General features: G+C 65.4%; 14 protein-coding genes. 9 read left to right on the plus strand and 5 right to left on the minus strand.

Annotated features, from left to right (window positions below):
- Positions 1–205 precede the first annotated feature (205 nt).
- Both CKCBHOJB_RS16555 and CKCBHOJB_RS16560 read left to right on the plus strand, forming a co-directional pair.
- Positions 206–1342: a transglutaminase domain-containing protein gene (locus CKCBHOJB_RS16555; RefSeq protein WP_281049765.1), complete on the plus strand. Its 1137-nt coding sequence runs from the start codon at positions 206–208 to the stop codon at positions 1340–1342.
- A gap of 146 nt (positions 1343–1488) precedes the next feature.
- Positions 1489–2925: an NAD-dependent succinate-semialdehyde dehydrogenase gene (locus CKCBHOJB_RS16560; RefSeq protein WP_281049766.1), complete on the plus strand. Its 1437-nt coding sequence runs from the start codon at positions 1489–1491 to the stop codon at positions 2923–2925.
- 271 nt (positions 2926–3196) lie between these two features.
- Here the strand turns inward: CKCBHOJB_RS16560 and CKCBHOJB_RS16565 are convergent, their stop codons facing one another.
- The 3 genes from CKCBHOJB_RS16565 to CKCBHOJB_RS16575 all read right to left on the minus strand — a co-directional run bounded on the left by CKCBHOJB_RS16565 (position 3197) and on the right by CKCBHOJB_RS16575 (position 8433).
- Positions 3197–4081, minus strand: a complete 885-nt coding sequence (locus tag CKCBHOJB_RS16565) for a hypothetical protein (protein ID WP_281049767.1) — start codon at positions 4079–4081, stop codon at positions 3197–3199.
- Between the two features lie 220 nt (positions 4082–4301).
- Positions 4302–4955, minus strand: a complete 654-nt coding sequence (locus CKCBHOJB_RS16570) for a response regulator (RefSeq protein ID WP_281049768.1) — start codon at positions 4953–4955, stop codon at positions 4302–4304.
- On the minus strand, positions 4927–8433 hold the full coding sequence (locus tag CKCBHOJB_RS16575; RefSeq protein WP_281049769.1) for an ATP-binding protein: 3507 nt from the start codon (positions 8431–8433) through the stop codon (positions 4927–4929). The genes CKCBHOJB_RS16570 and CKCBHOJB_RS16575 overlap by 29 nt, the downstream gene beginning before the upstream one ends.
- A gap of 377 nt (positions 8434–8810) precedes the next feature.
- Here CKCBHOJB_RS16575 and urtA point away from each other — a divergent pair, with 377 nt between their 5' ends.
- From urtA to CKCBHOJB_RS16610, 7 genes are all read left to right on the plus strand, one after another.
- A complete protein-coding gene (urtA, locus tag CKCBHOJB_RS16580) occupies positions 8811–10076 on the plus strand; it encodes an urea ABC transporter substrate-binding protein (protein ID WP_281049770.1) in 1266 nt (421 codons plus the stop codon).
- 84 nt (positions 10077–10160) lie between these two features.
- Positions 10161–11075, plus strand: a complete 915-nt coding sequence (urtB, locus tag CKCBHOJB_RS16585) for an urea ABC transporter permease subunit UrtB (RefSeq protein WP_281049771.1) — start codon at positions 10161–10163, stop codon at positions 11073–11075.
- 61 nt (positions 11076–11136) lie between these two features.
- Positions 11137–12369, plus strand: a complete 1233-nt coding sequence (gene urtC, locus CKCBHOJB_RS16590; protein WP_281049772.1) for an urea ABC transporter permease subunit UrtC — start codon at positions 11137–11139, stop codon at positions 12367–12369.
- Positions 12370–12388: 19 nt separating this feature from the next.
- Positions 12389–13132, plus strand: coding sequence for an urea ABC transporter ATP-binding protein UrtD (gene urtD, locus CKCBHOJB_RS16595; RefSeq protein ID WP_281049773.1), 744 nt, complete (start codon positions 12389–12391; stop codon positions 13130–13132).
- An 18-nt stretch (positions 13133–13150) separates the two neighbouring features.
- The gene (gene urtE / locus CKCBHOJB_RS16600) at positions 13151–13840 is read left to right on the plus strand and encodes an urea ABC transporter ATP-binding subunit UrtE (protein WP_281049774.1); all 690 of its coding nucleotides are present in this window, start codon (positions 13151–13153) and stop codon (positions 13838–13840) included.
- A gap of 21 nt (positions 13841–13861) precedes the next feature.
- Positions 13862–15094 carry a formamidase gene (gene fmdA / locus CKCBHOJB_RS16605; RefSeq protein ID WP_281049775.1) on the plus strand — a complete coding sequence of 411 codons (1233 nt, stop codon included), beginning with the start codon at positions 13862–13864 and terminating at the stop codon, positions 15092–15094.
- 80 nt (positions 15095–15174) lie between these two features.
- Positions 15175–15519, plus strand: a complete 345-nt coding sequence (locus CKCBHOJB_RS16610; protein WP_281049776.1) for a zinc ribbon domain-containing protein — start codon at positions 15175–15177, stop codon at positions 15517–15519.
- A gap of 422 nt (positions 15520–15941) precedes the next feature.
- Here the strand turns inward: CKCBHOJB_RS16610 and CKCBHOJB_RS16615 are convergent, their stop codons facing one another.
- Together CKCBHOJB_RS16615 and CKCBHOJB_RS16620 are read right to left on the minus strand one after the other, a co-directional pair.
- Positions 15942–17552: a hypothetical protein gene (locus tag CKCBHOJB_RS16615; RefSeq protein WP_281049777.1), complete on the minus strand. Its 1611-nt coding sequence runs from the start codon at positions 17550–17552 to the stop codon at positions 15942–15944.
- Between the two features lie 2 nt (positions 17553–17554).
- Entirely contained in the window at positions 17555–18214 is a 660-nt protein-coding gene (locus tag CKCBHOJB_RS16620) for a hypothetical protein (RefSeq protein WP_281049778.1), read from the minus strand.
- Positions 18215–18643: the final 429 nt, after the last annotated feature.

The raw sequence follows: 18643 nt of genomic DNA on the forward strand, positions 1-18643 counted from the left end.
AGATCGCGCGCGGACGGCAGCGCCGGCTTCACCGCCACGCCGGATTGACCGACAATGCGCGCCGGACACGCGTGCCGATCCTTTGCATCGGCCGTCCACGGCGCGGGTTCCGCCCGCTCCGCCGCCGGCGGCACGACCCGCCGGCCACCCCTTAAGCCCCGGCGGCATCCCGCACCGGGGCGGCTTTGTTGATCGGGAGATCCCTGTGAACCGCCGCAACTTCATCCGCACCGGCGTGGCCGCGGCCAGCCTCGCGCTGCCCGCATTCGCCCGCGCCAATTCCCCCGCGCCCCTCGCCACGCCCGCCCCCACGGCGGCCGGCCCCGTCGAGTTCGCCCCCACGCCGGACTCCGGCTGGCGCCGCTTCGAGGTCAAGACCCGCATCGAGCCCCTCGCCGGCGACGGCGCGACCCGCGTCTGGGTGCCGCTGCCGTCCATGAACGAGGCCGACTGGCAGCGCCCGATGGGCAACCTGTGGCAGGGCAACGCCGACTTCATGACCCTGGTGCGCGACGCCTCGGGCGCCGAGATGCTGTACGCGGAGTGGGCGCCGGGCGGCGCGCTGCCTGAGCTGGAAGTGGTCAGCCGCTTCGCCACCCGCGACCGCGCCACCGACTTCGCCAGCCCGAGCGCCGAGCGCCTGAGCCTGCCGCGCGAGCAGCGCGCGCTCTACACCCGCGCCACCGCGCTGCTGCCCACCGACGGCATCGTGCGCGACACCGCGCGCGACATCGTGCGCGGCGCGAAGACCGACGAGGACAAGGCACGCGCGATCTACGAGTGGATCGTGGACAACACCTTCCGCGACCCCAAGGTGCGCGGCTGCGGCAACGGCGACATCCGCACGATGATCGAGACCGGCAACCTGTCGGGCAAGTGCGCCGACCTCAACGCGCTCTACGTCGGCCTGGCGCGCGCCGCCGGCTTGCCGGCGCGCGACGTGTACGGCATCCGCGTCGCCGATTCGCGCTTCGGCTACAAGAGCCTGGGCAAGAGCGGCACCATCTCCAAGGCCCAGCACTGCCGCGCCGAGGTCTTCCTCGAGCGCTTCGGCTGGGTGCCGGTGGATCCGGCCGACGTGCGCAAGGTCGTGCTCGAGGAGCCCCCCGGCAATCTGTCGATGATCGACCCCAAGGTGGTCGCCGCGCGCAAGCGCCTGTTCGGCGCCTGGGAGATGAACTGGCTGGCCTACAACGACGCCCACGACCTCAGGCTGCCCAACAGCAGCGGCGGCGAGATCCCGTTCCTGATGTACCCGCAGGGCGAGGCCAACGGCGAGCGCTTCGACAGCCTCGATCCGGACGCCTTCCGCTACACGCTGACCGCGACCGAGCTCGGCTGAACGCGATCGCGGACCGGGCCGGCCGCCGCCCTGCGCGCACGGGCCGGCCCGGCGCCCGTCATCGCCGCGTGGTGGACATCCTGCGCACCGATGGCCAAGAATCGGGGCCCCTCCCCTTTTTCCCTCCCCGAACCGGAGACGACAAGATGAGTTACCCCGACACCCGGTTGCTGATCGACGGCCAGTGGCGCGACGCGCTCGACGGCCGCACCCTGCCCGTCTACAACCCCGCCACCGACGCCGAGATCGGCCGCGTCGCCCACGCCGGCATCGCCGACCTCGACCTCGCCCTCGCCGCCGCGCAGAAGGGCTTCGAGACCTGGCGCAAGACCCCGGCGATCGAGCGCGCGAAGATCATGCGCCGCGCCGCCGCGCTGATGCGCGAGCGCGCCGCCGAGATCGCGCCGCTGCTCACCCAGGAGCAGGGCAAGCCGCTGCCCGAGGCGAAGATGGAGACCCTGGCCGCGGCCGACATCATCGAGTGGTTCGCCGACGAGGGCCTGCGCGTGTATGGCCGCATCGTCCCCGGGCGCAACCTCGCCGCCACGCAGATGGTGCTCAAGGACCCGGTGGGCCCGGTGGCCGCGTTCACGCCGTGGAACTTCCCGATCAACCAGGTGGTGCGCAAGGCCGCTGCGGCGCTCGCCACCGGCTGCTCGATCCTGGTCAAGGCCGCCGAGGAAACCCCGGCCGCTCCCGCCGCGCTGGTGCGCGCCTTCGTCGACGCCGGCGTGCCGGCGGGCGTCATCGGCCTGGTCTATGGCACGCCGGCGGAGATCTCCAGCTACCTGATCGCCCATCCGGTGATCCGCAAGATCACCTTCACCGGCTCGACCCCGGTGGGCAAGCAGCTGGCCGCGCTCGCCGGCCAGCACATGAAGCGGGTGACGATGGAGCTCGGCGGCCACGCCCCGGTGATCGTGTGCGAGGACGCGGACCTCGCGCTCGCGGTCAAGGTCTCGGCCGCCTCCAAGTTCCGCAACGCCGGCCAGGTGTGCATCTCGCCCACCCGCTTCCTGGTGCATGAGAGCGTGCGCGCCGAGTTCGCCGCCGCGATGGCGCGCCACGCCGCCGGCATGAAGGTCGGCGACGGCCTGGCCGAGGGCACGCAGATGGGCCCGCTCGCCAACCCGCGCCGGGTGGCGGCGCTGAACGACTTCCTCGCCGACGCGGTGGCGCGCGGCGCAACGGTGGCGGCCGGCGGCGAACGCATCGGCAGCACCGGCAACTTCTTCGCGCCCACGGTGCTGACCGACGTGCCGGTGGACGCGAAGGTGTTCAACGAGGAGCCCTTCGGCCCGGTGGCGGCGATCCGCGGCTTCACCACGATGGACGAGGCGATCGCCGAGGCCAACCGCCTCTCCTTCGGCCTGGCCGGCTACGCCTTCACCCACTCGCTGAAACACGCCCACCTGCTCGCCCACGAGCTGCAGGTCGGCATGCTGTACATCAACCAGCCGGCGACGCCGAGCGCCGAGATGCCCTTCGGCGGGGTCAAGGATTCGGGCTACGGCACCGAGGGCGGCCCGGAGGCGCTGGACGCCTACCTGAATACCCGCGCGGTGACAGTGATGAACCTGTGAGCTTTGCGCGGCTTCGAATCGGCCGCGGGGCCGGACCGCAGTCGCCGCCTGCACTCGCGGCCCTTCGCTGCGCTGCGGGCTGCCCTCGGTGGAGGACGCCGCGGGGGCGGCGACGCAAACTCGGCGCTGCGCGCCTCGAACATGCGTCGCCTTGTCTCCCCCGCGACGCCCTCCGCCTCGGCGCTCCTGAAGTTGGCGACCCCGGCCCGGCCCGCGGCCTTGCGGCGCGTGAACGTTCTGACGCCAGATCACGCGTCTTTTTCGGGATCGGTCAGAAGTGCCATTCCATCTGGAAGGTCGGCGCGTTGGTGTCGATGCCCGCCTTCTCGACGCCATTGGCGTAGGCGTGGTTGCCGAACTTGTTGCGCCAGTACTCGTAGCCCACGCCCATCAGGAAGGTGTTCTTCTTCCCTCCGGCCATCTGGCCGACATCGACCATCAGCGAAGTGCGCATCAGGGTCTCGGTGTGGGTCTTCACGCCGGCGTAGTCCTTGCCCTTCTCGCCGTTGATGTTGATGAAGCCCTGGAACTTGAGCGGTACCGGTCCGGCGTTGAAGGGGATGCCCCAGGCGGCGCTGATGATCCATTGCGGGTCGAAGCTGACCTCGGTCTTCGGGCAGGGATCGAAGCCGCCCGGCGTCGCCGGATCGAGACCGCAGCGGTTCCACTCCTTGCCGAGCAGCAGGCTGAGGTCGAGGAAGCCGGGGACGTCGAACTTCAGCGTCGGGCCGACGACCAGCAGGCGCTTGCGCGGCGAGAAGGCGGTGTTCTTGGTGTTGAGGTCGAAGCCGGCGGTCACCGCGACTTCCTTGACCGGACCGAACGCGAAGCTGCGGTCGAAGGCCTTGCCCAGGTGCACCTGGTGGCGATAGGTCAGGTAGAACTCGGTCGCGCCGCTGCCGCCGCCGTTGGCCGGATCGGCCTTGTCCGACTGGAAGACGTCGAGGTTCACGAAGTTCTGCCCGACCGAATAGCCGCTGGCGTGGGTGAGCTGCAGGACGTGCTTTTCCACGTCCCTGGTGTTGGTCGGCTCGTGGAAGTCGGTGCCGTAGCGGTAGCCGATGAAGGTGTCGCTCCAGGTCGCGGCCTGGCTTACTGCGGGTGCGGCCACCAGCGCGCCGGCGAGGGCGAGCGGGGCGAGGCGGGTTCTTGTCATTGTCTCGTGTCTCCGGTCCTGTCTCTGGTCTGGTTTTGCGGCGCAAGTCACTGCGCACGGCCGCCAAACTAGCAGGGCGGGGACGCGGTCTGGATCCCGCCCGGGTGATACCCAATATCAGCGTTCCGGATAGTCGCCCCCGGATGACGGTCCCGCCCGCCCGACGCCACCACGATCGCCGACCTCGACCGCCTCGCCCCGAGACGGCGCAAGCGTCGGTTCAGGGCCGTGCGAGGCGCGTGAACTGCGCCACGGCCGCGGTGCGGGTCTCCACCCCGAGCTTCTCGTAGATGTGTTCGAGGTGCTTATTCACGGTGCGCGGGCTCATGCCCAGGATCTCCGCCACGTCGCGGTTGGTCTTGCCGCGCGCGACCCACTCGAGCACGTCCATCTCGCGCTGGGTCAGCGGGTTGGGCAGCAGCGCCGCAGCCGGCGCGAGCTCCTCGCCGCGGTCGCGCATGGCCGCATTCATCTCGCGCGCCACGCGCAGGTGCGCCTGCAGGCGCGCGACCAGCTCGTCGGGCACGACCGGCTTGACCAGGTAGTCGATGCCCCCGGCGGACAGTCCTTCGACCAGGCGCTCGGTCTCCGCCAGCCCGGTCATGAAGATCACCGGCACGGTGCGCATGCCCGGCGCCTGCTTGAGCCGGCGGCAGGTCTCGAAGCCGTCCATGCCCGGCATGCAGGCGTCGAGCAGCACCGCGTCCGGGATCACGCGCTCGACCCGCTGCAGCGCAGTGGCGCCATCGGTGGCGACCAGCACCGTGTAGCCGGCATCGTCGAGCGCCTCGGCGATCATGCGCACGGTGTCGGGTGCATCGTCGATCAGCAGCACCACTGCGCGCTCAGCGGGCGGCGGCGTCGGGACAGTCATCGGCAACTCCATCCAGGTGTTGAATCAGGGTGTCGAAGCGCAGCGCCATCGTGGTGTCGCGCAGGCCGGCCAGCACCCCCTGCAGTTCGGGGTGCGACAGCTCGAGCTCGTCGAGCCGGCGGACCAGGCCCTGCAGGTGGCCGATGTCGGCGAAGTCGCGCAGCTCGGCACGGATGCGGGCGGACAGGCCGGACAGATCGGGCAGGCCCTGCCGGGCGGCGCGATCGATGGCGGCAAGCGGGACGGGCGTGTCCGGCACCGCCACGACAAGCCCGGCGCCCGACGCGGACTCGCTCGGCACAGTGGCCGTCGGCAGCGCCACGGCCTGCGCATCGGCTGCAGCGGGCGCCGGCGACGCATCCGCATAGATCCACGCCAGCCCCAGCCAGCGATTGAGGCGGGCGAAGAGTTCGGTTTCCAGCACCGGCTTGACGATGAAGTCGTCGCAGCCGGCGGCCTTGCGGCGGCCGGGCACGTTCTCGTAGGCGTTGGCGGACACCATGACGATCGGGTGCTCGTAGCCCGCGTCGCGCAGGCGCCGGCTCAAGGTCCAGCCATCGACCACCGGCATCGAGACGTCGAGAAAAACGATGTCCGGCGCGAAGGTGTCGACCTGCTGCAGGGCCGCGCCGGGGTCCTCGCAGGTCTCCACCATGAAACCACGCGGTCGCAGCATGTCGGCGATCAGCCGGCTCTGGCTGGGCTGGTCGTCCACCACCAGCAGGCGCTGGCGACGGCCGGCATAGCCACGGATGTCGCGCTCGGGGCGCAGCGCCAGCCGGGGATTGGCCACCCGTGGCAGGTAGAGCTTGACGCGGAACACGCTGCCACGGCCCGGCGTGCTGGTGACCGTGAGCTGGCCGCCGGCCAGTTCGACCAGCAGGCGCGTGATGGTCAGCCCCAGGCCGGTACCCGGCACGCTCGCCGGCTCGGCACCGGTGCCGCGCTCGAAAGGCAGGAAGATGCGCTCCATGTCTTGCTGCGGAATGCCGCAGCCGGTGTCGCACACCTCGAACACCGCAATCTCGCTCTGGTAGGCGATCTTCAGCCGCACCTCGCCGCGCCGGGTGTAGCGCACGGCGTTGGCGAGAAGGTTGATCAGGATCTGGCGCAGGCGGCTGGTGTCGCCCTGCACCACCTCGGGCATGCTGCCGCTGAAGTCGGTACGGAAGTCGAGCCCCTTCTTCATCGCCTCGAGGCGGAACATCTTCTCGATGTGGGCGATGAACTCCCCGAAGCGGATCTCCTCGCGGTTGAACTGCAGGCGGCCGGCCTCGATGCTGGCGATGTCGAGCAGGCCGTCGATCAGCCCGAGCAGATGCTCGCCGCTGCGCTGGATGGTGGAGATGGCATCGCGCCGCCGGCGCGGCAGGTCGGTGTCGCGCAGCATGATCTGGCAGTAGCCGAGGATGGTGTTGAGCGGCGTGCGCAGCTCGTGGCTGATGCCGCGCACATAGCGGCTCTTGGCCGCGTTGGCGGCCTCGGCGTCTTCCTTGGCCTGCTGCAGCTTGGCGTCGGTGTCGCGGTGGGCCTCGATCTCGCGCAGCAGCAGCTGGTTCTGGCGCTCGGATTCCTCCTGCGCCACCCGCCGGCTCTCATTGGCCAGCACCAGCCACCACACCCCCACCGCCGCCAGCAGAACCAGCACCGCGAAGATGCGCAGGAAGGCCAGGCCCAGGTCGGTTGCGCCGGACTCGGCAGCGATCAGCTCCTGCTGGTACACCAGCGCCACCACCGAGGCGATCACCAGGCAGCTCACCAGGAACACCATCACGAACTGGCTGACGCGCCGCGCCACACGCGCCGACATCGACGACGGCATCCAGCCCGCCAGCAGCGGCGCGAGGCGGCTGAGCAGGCCGGCGTCGGGCTTGCAGCGGTCGCGGCAGCGCGCCTCCAGCGTGCAGCACAGCGAGCAGATGGCGCCGCCGTAGGCCGGGCACTGCGCCATGTCCTCGGCCTCGAAGTGGTTCTCGCACACCACGCAGCGCAGCGGCTCGGCCGCGCGCCATTGCGTCTCGCGCGGCCGCGCCAGGTAGAAGCGGCCGCGCGTGCCCCAGGCGATCAGCGGCGCCAGCGCAAAAGCGGTCAGCAGCGAGATGAAGGGCGCGAAGGCCTGCGCCACCGGCCCCAGGTGGCCGCCAAAGGCGACGATGCCGAGCACCGAGCCCGCCAGCATCGCCCCCACCCCCACCGGATTGACGTCGTACAGGTAGGCGCGCTTGAACTCGATCTGCTTCGGTGACAACCCAAGCGGCTTGTTCACCACCAGATCGGCCACCACCGCGCCGATCCACGCCACCGCCACGTTGGCGTACACGCTGAGCACATGCTCGAGCGCCTCGAACACGCCGAGCAGCATCAGCATGAGCGCGATCAGCACGTTGAAGATCAGCCACACCACCCGCCCCGGATGGCTGTGGGTGAGGCGCGAGAAGAAGTTGGACCACGCCAGCGAGCCGGCGTAGGCGTTGGTCACGTTGATCTTGACCTGGCAGATGATGACGAAGATGCAGGCCAGCGCGATCGCCGCGCGCGGATCGTCCACCACGTGCTGGAAGCCGGCCAGATACATCTGCGTGGGCTGCAGCGCCTTCTCCGGCGGCACCATCGCCTGCAGCGCGAGGAAGGCGAGGAAGGCGCCGCCGATCATCTTCAGCGCCCCGGGGATGATCCAGCCCGGCCCCGCCGCCACCACCGAGGCCCACCAGCGGCCGCGGTTCCTTTTCCCTGCCGGCGGCAGGAAGCGCAGGAAGTCCACCTGCTCGCCGATCTGCGCGATCAGCGCAAAGGCCACCGTGCACCCCGCCCCCACCGCCAGCCAGTCGAACTCGTTACCGTGGCGGCCGCCGAACTCGGTGAAGGTGGCGTACAGCTCCGGCTCGCGCACCAGCACGACGAGGAAGGGCGTCAGCAGCAGCACCACGAACACCGGCTGGGTCCACGCCTGCAGCCGGCTGATCCAGGTGATGCCGTGCGTCACCAGCGGGATCACCGCCAGCGAACTTAGCAGGTAGCCCCACAGGATCGGCAGCTCGAACCATAGCTCCAGCGCCAGCGCCATGATCGCCGCCTCGATGGCGAAGAAGATGAAGGTGAAGGAGGCGTAGATCAGCGAGGTGATGGTCGAGCCGATGTAGCCGAAGCCGGCGCCGCGCGTGAGCAGGTCCATGTCCACCGCCTCGCGCGCGGCGTAGTAGCTGATCGGCAGGCCGGTGAGGAAGATCACCAGCGCCACCAGGCCGATCGCCCACATGGCATTGGTGAAGCCCCAGTTGAGCGCGATCGTGCCGCCGATCGCCTCCATCGCCAGGAAGGACACCGCGCCCAGCGCGGTATGGGCGATGCGCGAGAACGACCACTTGCGGAAGCTGCGCGGCGCGTAGCGCAACGCGTAGTCCTCCAGCGTCTCGTCGGCGACCCAGCTGTTGTACTCGCGGCGGATGTGGATGATGCGCTGGGTGGCGGGGGCGGTCACGGCAGGGGGGCGGCAAGGCGCGCGGAGGATCGACCCGAGTGCTTCAGCAAGAAGCATTCCCACCCGGGACGGTGCATTCCGCAGCGTCTGCCGCACCGTCCGTGCCGCCTCCCCGACCATGCACGCACCAGATCGGGGCACCACCACCGGTACATGCACCACGCCCGGACCTGGACGTGACAATCCCCGGCGCCCCTTGTGCGCCGCACAAGACGATAACCACACCCCCTGCGCATCCCCATACGTCGTTTGACGTATTCGCGGTTTCGCCCCCGATGGATAGCTTGTGCACCGCAACGAGACGACAGCGCATTCAGCCCGACCGGCCCGCCGCCTCGCCAGATCCGTGTTGCAGCCCACTCATCAAGGAGCGATCCATGTCAGACAAGCACCTGCCTCCCGAGCACCTGCCTTCCTCCTCGCGCCGCACGTTCATGCTCGGTGCCGCCGCCCTCCCGCTCGCGCTGGCGATGTCCCGCATGGGCCACGCCGCCGCGCTGCCCACCGCCCAGGTCAACACCACCGGCCTGGCCGTGACCGACACCGAAGTCATCGTCGGCCAGCTGCACTCGGCCACCGGCACCATGGCCATCTCCGAGACCGGCTCGATCCAGGCCGAACAGCTCGCCATCGACCAGATCAACGCCATGGGCGGCATCCTCGGCCGCAAGATCAAGGTGATCAAGGAAGACGGCGCCTCCGACTGGCCGACCTTCGCCGAGAAGTCGCGCAAGCTGCTGGTGAATGACAAGGTCGCCACCGTGTTCGGCTGCTGGACCTCGGCCTCGCGCAAGGCGGTGCTGCCGATCTTCGAGAAGGAAAACGGCCTGCTCTACTACCCGACCTTCTACGAAGGCCTGGAGCAGTCGAAGAACGTCATCTACACCGGCCAGGAAGCCACCCAGCAGATCCTCTACGGCCTCGACTGGGCGAAGAAGGAAAAGGGCGCGCAGAAGGTCTTCCTGGTGGGCTCGGACTACATCTGGCCGCGCACCTCGATGAAGATCGCGCGTAAGCACATCGAGAATTTCCAGGGCGGCAAGGTCGTCGGCGAGGAGTACTACCCGCTCGGCAACACCAACTTCAACTCGCTGATCAACAAGATCAAGATCGCCAAGCCCGACTGCATCTTCGCGGCCGTGGTGGGCGGCTCGAACGTGGCCTTCTACAAGCAGTTGAAGGCCGCCGGCATCACCGGCGCCAAGCAGTTCCTGCTCACGCTGTCGGTGACCGAGGACGAGATGCTGGGCATCGGCGGCGAAAACTTCGAGGGCTTCTACTCCTCGATGAAGTACTTCCAGACCCTCGACAACGCCAACAACAAGGCCTTCGTCGAGGCCTTCAAGAAGGCCTACGGACCGAAGTCGGTCATCGGCGACGTCACCCAGGCCGCCTACCTCGGCCCCTGGCTGTGGAAGGCGGCGGTCGAGAAGGCGGGCAGCTTCGACGTGGCCAAGGTGGCCGCCGCCTCGCCCGGCATCGAGCTGCCGACCGCGCCCGAGGGCTACGTGAAGGTGCACGAGAACCACCACCTGTACAGCAAGGCCCGCATCGCCCAGGGCCAGGCCGACGGCACCTTCAAGGTGGTGGCGGAGTCGCCCGACCTGATCGTTCCCGACCCCTTCCCCAAGGGCTACCAGTAAGCCACGCAGCCGCCGCGGCGCGCGCCGCGGCGGTTTCCGGCCGCACACGACGGCCGGGTCCCGCCCACCCCCCGGAGGTCCGTCATGACGTTCGACGAAATCTACAACATCGCCCTGATGCAGGGGTTTGCCGGCCTGAGCCTGTTCGCGGTGCTGCTGCTGATGGGTCTCGGCCTGGCGATCATCTTCGGCCAGATGGGCGTCATCAACATGGCGCATGGCGAGTTCATGACCATCGGCGCCTACACCATCTTCCTGCTCTCCAGCCTCACCGAGACCTACGCCCCGGGGCTGATCCAGGCCTACTTCCCGTTCGCCATCGTGTGCGCCTTCCTGGTCGCCTTCGCCTTCGGCTGGCTGGCGGAATGGGCACTGATCCGGCACCTGTACAAGCGCCCGCTCGACACCCTGCTCGCCACCTGGGGGTTGTCGCTGGGCATGCAGCAGGCCTTTCGCACCATCATCGGGCCGAAGGAGGTCAGCCCCACCCTGCCCGACTGGCTGATGGGCTCGTGGTCGCCGGCCGAAGGCCTCGACATCCCGATCAACGGCATGTTCGTGCTCGGGCTGACCATCGTCGTCACCGGCGGCGTGCTGCTCGCGCTGTACAAGTCGCGCTGGGGCCTGCGCGTGCGCGCCACGGTCGCCAACCGCAGCATGGCCAACGCCGTCGGCATCAACACCACGCGCACCGACCGCGTCACCTTCGCCATCGGCTGCGGCATCGCCGGCGTGGCCGGGGCGGCCTTCACCACCATCGGCTCGACCGGGCCGACCAGCGGCTCGCTCTACATCGTCGATGCCTTCCTGGTGGTGACCTTCGGCGGTGCGGCCAGCCTGTGGGGCACGGTGGTCTCGGCCTTCGGCATCGCGCAGACGCAGTCGATCTCGGAATTCTTCCTGTCCGGCTCGATGGCCAAGGTGCTCACCCTGCTGCTGATCGTGACCATCCTGATGCTGCGCCCGCAAGGCCTGTTCGCCTCCAAGGTGCGTCGCTAAGCGCGGGCCGATGGCAGGCCCAAGTCCGACCGAACCCCGAATACAAGACCGGAGATTCATCATGGATGCAATCAAATCCTGGCTGGGACGCAGCGGCCTTGCCAGCGTCGCCATCCTCGCCGTCCTGCTGCTGGTGGTGTTCCCGCTGGCGATGGACACCTTCCGCCTGAACCTGGTGGGCAAGTACCTCACCTACGGCTTCGTCGCCATCGGCCTCGTCATGCTGTGGGGCTACGGCGGCGTGCTGAGCCTGGGCCAGGGCGTGTTCTTCGGCCTCGGCGGCTACGCCATGGCCATGTTCCTGAAGCTCGAGGCGTCCGACCCGGAGAGCACCAAGATCCAATCCACGCCGGGCATCCCCGACTTCATGGACTGGAACCAGCTCACCGAACTGCCGCTGTGGTGGGAGCCGTTCAACTCCTTCGCCTTCACGCTGTTCGCGGTGATCGCGGTGCCGGTGCTGCTGGCCTTCATCGTCAGCTACGCGATGTTCAAGCGCCGCGTGGGCGGGGTGTATTTCGCCATCATCACCCAGGCGGTGGCGCTGATCCTCACCGTGCTCATCATCGGCCAGCAGGGCTACACCGGTGGCGTCAACGGCATGACCGACCTCAAGACCCTGCTCGGCTGGGACATCCGCAGCGACGAAGCCAAGACCCTGCTGTACTTCCTCACCGCCGCCCTGCTGCTCGGCGCCATCCTGCTGTGCCGCTGGATCCAGCTCAGCAAGCTCGGCACCCTGCTGCTGGCCATGCGCGACAAGGAAGACCGGGTGCGCTTCTCCGGCTACGACGTGTCGATGTTCAAGGTCTTCGCCTTCTGCCTGGCGGCCGCGCTGTCGGCCATCGGCGGCGCGATGTTCACGCTGCAGGTCGGCTTCATGTCGCCGTCATTCGTCGGCATCGTGCCCTCGATCGAGATGGTGATCTTCGCCGCGGTGGGCGGGCGCATGAGCCTGGTGGGCGCGGTGTATGGCGCGCTGCTGGTCAATTTCGGCAAGACCTACTTCTCCGAGACCTTCCCCGACCTGTGGCTGTTCCTGATGGCGGCGCTCTTCATCGGCGTGGTCATGGCCTTCCCCAACGGCCTGGCCGGCCTGTACGAAAGCCACGTCAAGCCCTGGCTGGCGCGCCGCAGGCAGGTGCCGGCGCAGGCCGGCACGGGCGGCGAGCCGCCGGCCCCGGCGGCCGAGCCGGCGCCCGCGCACAAGCCGGCCTCCGCAGCCCCGAGCGCATCCACCAGCCCGAGCACCGACATCCGCCTCGGCGCCAAGGTCAGCAGCCAGTCGGCCTGACGGAACAGGGAGACCCATCATGAGCAACACCGACTTCGTCCTCGCCGTGGAAGACCTGACGGTCTCCTTCGACGGCTTCAAGGCCATCGACAGCCTCAACCTCTACGTCGATAGCGGCGAACTGCGCGTGGTCATCGGCCCCAACGGCGCCGGCAAGACCACGCTGCTCGACCTCATCTGCGGCAAGACCAAGGCCTCGGCCGGCAGCATCAAGTTCAAGAACCAGGAGATGACCCGGCTGCCCGAGCACATGATCGTGCGCGCCGGCATCGGGCGGAAGTTCCAGACCCCGTCCATCTACGAAAACCTCAGCGTGTTCAAGAACCTGGAGGTGTCCTACCCGCGCGGCCGCGGCGTGTTCGGCGCGCTCGGCTTCAAGTGCGACGACACCGTGCAGGCCAAGGTCGACGAAGTGGCCGCGATGATCGGCCTCGCCGATCGCCTCGACCTCGAGGCCGGCCTGCTGTCGCACGGCCAGAAGCAGTGGCTGGAGATCGGCATGCTGCTGATGCAGGACCCCGAGCTGCTGATGCTCGACGAGCCCATCGCCGGCATGAGCGCCCGCGAACGCGAGCTCACCGCCGACCTGCTCAAGCGCATCTGCCAGAACCGGTCGGTGATCGTCATCGAGCACGACATGGATTTCGTCGCCCGCATCGCCCACAAGGTCACGGTGATGCACCAGGGAAAGATCCTCGCCGAAGGCTCGATGGACAAGGTCCAGTCCGATCCCAAGGTCATCGACGTTTATCTGGGCCACTGAGGCTCACCGGAGAACACCATGCTCAAGGTATCCAACCTCGTCGTGAACTACGGCCAGAGCGAGGCGCTGCACGGCATCTCGTTCGCCGCCGAACGCAATGAAGCCGTCGCCATCATGGGCCGCAACGGCATGGGCAAGACCACGCTGTTCAAGTCGCTGATGGGCGTACTGCCGCTCAGGTCCGGCAGCGTCGAGGTCGACGGCCAGGAAGTCGGCAAGGACGAGAGCTTTCGCCGCGTGGCCAAGGGCATCGCCTACGTGCCGCAGGGGCGGATGATCTTCCCCACCCTCACCGTCGAGGAAAACATCCACACCGGCCTCGAGAACGCCAAGGTCAGGAAGGTGCCCGACGAGATCTACGCGCTGTTCCCGGTGCTGTGGGACATGCGCAAGCGCAAGGGCGGCAACCTCTCCGGCGGCCAGCAGCAGCAGCTGGCGATCGCCCGCGCGCTCGTCACCGACCCCAAGGTGCTGCTGCTCGACGAACCCACCGAGGGCATCCAGCCCTCGATCATCAAGGACATCGCGAAGGCGCTCAACGAGATCCGCAAGATCCGCCAGATCACCATCGTCGTGTCCGAACAGGTCCTTTCCTTCGCGATGGACGTGGCCGACCGCCTGTTCGTCATCGAAGGCGGACGCCTCGTCCATGAAAGCGCGCGCGCCGACACCGACGAAGCCCACATCAAGCAGTTCCTCTCCGTGTAACCCACCAAATAGAGGTGTGCCATGCCTGAAACGCTGATCAAGGTCGATCTGAAGCAGTCCCCGTACGAAAACGAGATGGTGCACAACCGCTGGCACCCGGACATCCCGATGGCGTGCTGGGTGAAGCCCGGCGACGACTTCGTCCTCGAGACCTACGACTGGACCGGCGGCGCCATCAAGAACGACGACGACGCCGCCGACGTGCGCGACGTGGATCTGTCCACCGTGCACTTCCTGTCCGGCCCGGTGGGCGTCGAAGGCGCCGAGCCCGGCGACCTGCTGGTGGTCGACCTGCTCGACATCGGCGCCAAGGACGACAGCCTGTGGGGCTTCAACGGCTTCTTCTCCAAGAACAACGGCGGCGGCTTCCTCACCGAGCACTTTCCGCACGCGCAGAAGTCCATCTGGGACTTCGAGGGCATGTTCACCAAGAGCCGCCACATCCCCGGCGTGCGCTTCGCCGGCCTCATCCACCCGGGCCTGATCGGCTGCCTGCCCGACCAGAAGATGCTCGACATGTGGAACGAGCGCGAGGTCGACTTCATCGCCACCCAGCCCGACCGCGTGCCGCCGCTGGCCAACCCGCCCTGCGCCCCCACCGCGCACATGGGCAAGATGAAGGGGGAGGCGCGCGACAAGGCCGCGATGGAAGGCGCCCGCACCGTGCCGCCGCGCGAACACGGCGGCAACTGCGACATCAAGGATCTCTCGCGCGGCGCGCGCGTGTTCTTCCCGGTGTATGTGAAAGGCGCCGGCCTGTCGGTGGGCGACCTGCACTTCTCGCAAGGCGACGGCGAAATCACCTTCTGCGGCGCCATCGAAATGGCCGGCTGGGTGCACATGAAGGTCAGCCTGATCAAGGGCGGCATGGCCAAGTACGCGATCAAGAACCCGATCTTCAAGCCCAGCCCGATCACCCCGCAGTTCAAGGACTACGTGATCTTCGAAGGCATCTCGGTCGACGAACAGGGCAAGCAGCACTACCTGGACGTGCACGTCGCCTACCGCCAGGCCTGCCTCAACGCCATCGAATACCTGAAGAAGTTCGGCTACTCCGGCGCCCAGGCCTACTCCATCCTCGGCACCGCGCCGGTGCAGGGCCACATCAGCGGCGTGGTCGACATCCCCAACGCCTGCGCCACGCTGTGGCTGCCCACCGAGATCTTCGACTTCGACATCAACCCCACCGCCGAAGGGCCGACCAAGTTCATCACCGGCGCGGTCGACATGCCCATCGCCTACGACAAGAGCTGAGCCCGCATCAACCGCTGCCCATTCCACCGCAGCACGCCCGCCGCAGCCCGCGCGGCGGGCACCGCCACCGGGAGCCCACCATGCCGACCTACGAATACTTCTGCGAAGACTGCGGCGACTTCTCCGCCCTGCGCCCCATGAGCGAGCGCAACGAACCCTGCGCCTGCCCCCACTGCGGCGCGGAGGCCTACCGCGTCATGCTCAGCGCGCCGACGCTGGCCACGATGGACGGCGCCACCCGCAGCGCGCATGCCACCAACGAACGCGCGGCCCATGCGCCGATGACCAGCGCGGAGTATGGGGCGCGGCACAAGCATGGACCGGGGTGTGGGTGTTGTAGCGGGAAGCCGTCGAAGTCGACGGTCAGGGCGGCGGATGGGTCGAAGGCGTTCCCGACGAAGAGGCCGTGGATGATTAGTCATTGAATGCGTCGCAAGCACGCGACTCGAACTCTCAATGCCTACAACTCCAGGCAGCCATCCTCCACAGGATTGGCATGCAGGCGGTTGTTCACCCCGGCGAAGAAGGACGTCGTCGCGACCTCACGCGGCATACGAATCGCCCACTGGTGTTACTGGATCGTCCGCACTGAGTTTATGCGGTGGCAGCCAGAGAGAATGGTCTATCGCCGGGCTTCTAGACATCCACATTGCGCACCAGCTCACGATTGCCCTCACTTTGAACTGCCCGGCTGTCCTCTCCCGCGTCAGCCAGATTGTTTCATCCTCATGCCAACGGTCCCTGGTCAGCTCGCTGGCCTGACCGGGAAAGATCAGGAACTCAGCGGCGCTGTTTCGGCTGAGTTCTTTCCCATGCCCAGCATCAGCCTGAGCGGCCGTTCCCTACGCTAACCCGACAGATACTCAAGGACTGCCGCAACTGCGGCATTCCGCATGCGGCGAGCACGTACATCACCGACGTAGTTCGCCTCTTTGAGCCTCTCCTCCGTTGCATTCAAGACATCCCGGACCGTGCTCAACCCGAGTTCGGCCAATTTTTCCTTCTGCCATGGCGTGATATCTAGGACATATGCTGGCTTGTCAAGCTGAGCCATGAGCGCGAGAGCTATTCCTTGATTGATATTAATCGATGTTGACTCTGTAAGAGGACGATAGGAGCCATGGTTTGCACCGTACTCAGTCATCCTTTTCGGCGTTAGCGCCTTAGCGATCTCAAACACCGAACTTGTTGGCGCTACTTCATGCGCAAAGAGGCATCCGAGGTTGACAAGATATCGCTTTCCGATCTCCCCGCGGCTTGCCTTAATCCCTACCGCATGCTCTACAACGATTCCTGTGTAGGCAAGAACCCGCAATGCCTCTTTAACTACTTCGGGCGTGTCCCGGTGTATCCAAAAGAAAGCGGTGGTTGCTCTCTCCGATAGAAGATACTGGTCATTCTTTCCCTTCAGATCCGGAACAACGGTACTCTCGATAAAATCCCTACCCCAATCAATCAAGGCTTTGTGCCCTGCGTACTTCTCCGAAAGTGTAGAGTGCTCTGCCCAAATCTCGGTTCGGTAAAACTCTCGTATCGCTTCGTTAACCTGTTGCGAGTTTACTTTCGGCGCGCGCGCAAGCGTCTTCAGCAAGAGTCGAGGATTTCCGGTAGCTGCATAGGCAAGAATTGCGAAGTTCTTACCGTACTGAGCAATCTGAGTGAGCAGACTGCTATCTGCTTGCTTCTGGACGATCTCTCGCATGTTATCTACGTAGTCCGAAGATAGGACATCACGATCAATTGAGAGCATCGTAGCGTCGTGAACCGGCTGGAACGTCTCTCCAAAGCTAGTAACCCCTGGATAGACGGCAGCGTTACACGTTATGCAATGCGACCGAAGATCGCGGTACAACGTGAAAAACTGTCGCTGCTGCTCGGGCAAGAAAATATGAGCAGCCTCATCAATAAAGAGAACAAATCGACGAATATTTAGAGTATCGGCCAAGTCCTCTAAAGAGTCCTTAAAGTCGTCAATAGATGGCAACCCATCAATATCAACAGAAGACTCGGGAAATTTCCACGAGTTCTCATATGCATCCGCGATTCTGTCAACTCTAGTAATGCCGACTGTTGGAGAAACCTGACCTCCTGCAAGCAAATTAATGCTTTTCGGAACGCCACCAAGCAACCCTGCTTTATTAAGAGCTCGAATGATTGAAGAGCATATCCGTGCGAGCATCCAATGTTTGAACTGATCTGGATCGGTCGAAATCAACAATGAACTTCTGACAAAGCTTATATAGACTGGAAAGACACGATCTGACTCAAAATTGTCTTGCAGTTCTTTCTGAGCAACCCTGAGCAGAAAAGATTTTCCGACCCCACGACTACCAATCAATATCGTCGGATTTCTGTTCTTCAGTGCATCGACGATCTGGCGATCTTTGTTGGTTTCCACAAAATAGTCGAGGACTTCATCCGGACGAATATCCTCAGTTCGAAAGAAAAAATCCGGCATTTCTATTCCTCGAAGGTCTTTGATAGAACAGCTTGAACAGCTGGCAAATGTCCAATAGCATCCAATATTACCGGCTCCATCGCCTCCATCGCACCAACCTCAATGTAGTTCATATACCTTGCTGCAAAGGCAAAAGTAATTACCACTCTCATAGTCTCCGACTTCTGATGCCACGCAAAATACGCATTGCGATCGAAGACAATTTCAGCAGGAAGTGAAAGATGAGTAACTGCGTTACCATGCACAAACTCAGAGCATTCTCTGTAGACAGCCTCAGCTATTGCAGAATACTGCTTTGAGCTCTCCGAAAACTGAGGATTGAATGCATTAATGAAGCCAGCAGAAAATATACCAGTCTGAGAATCCTTTAAAGCGCTCCAATTAATATCCTTAGTGCCGCTCTCCCACATTCTGTAATCGATCTCGCGCGCAGAGAACTGAATTGTAACTAGCATCAATTCAAAGAAGAGGCGGAGACCAACAAAAGCATGCCGATACTGTCCGGCAGCTAGGGCAAAGAGTGCAAATTGGTATTCCTTTACCGCTGCACTTAGAACCGAGACTTCGGGGCGGTTCGTAATGGCCGACTTCATTCTGTCGTAGTCCAGAAGGTAGTTTTGAGACTTCGTCAGCGCCTCCACCGCCTCCTGATCGGCAAGCATCTCTTCCAGAACGGCTTGGGAGTGCCTTTGAAGTCTCCGATAATGCTCAATTACGTCCATATTCGTCGAGTCAGATTGCATGGAGCACGAAGAATACGCAAATGCCGTCCACCGGTCCATCGATCGAAAGGTCGAGGGCGTTTTCTATCACGGGAAAGTATTTGCGGCCGTCCACACGGGCCGACAACCGCCTCCTGCACCTCCAGGCCTCGCTACGCAAACGACGCCCCGGCGGATAGCGCTTCAACGGCGCGTGATTCAACGACCAACAAGCCATCTGCAAAAAGGTGGGAGCACCCGCCTCCCCGACCTTGGGCATACTGGAAGATGATGCCGGAGCGGTTCTACTGGGGCCACCATGCCGGGAGAGCGCCTGCGTCGCGACTTGAGTATTGATTGGACCGCCACTAAAATCTGACCATACTAGTC

Source organism: Thauera sp. GDN1, assembly GCF_029223545.1.
GTDB lineage: Bacteria > Pseudomonadota > Gammaproteobacteria > Burkholderiales > Rhodocyclaceae > Thauera.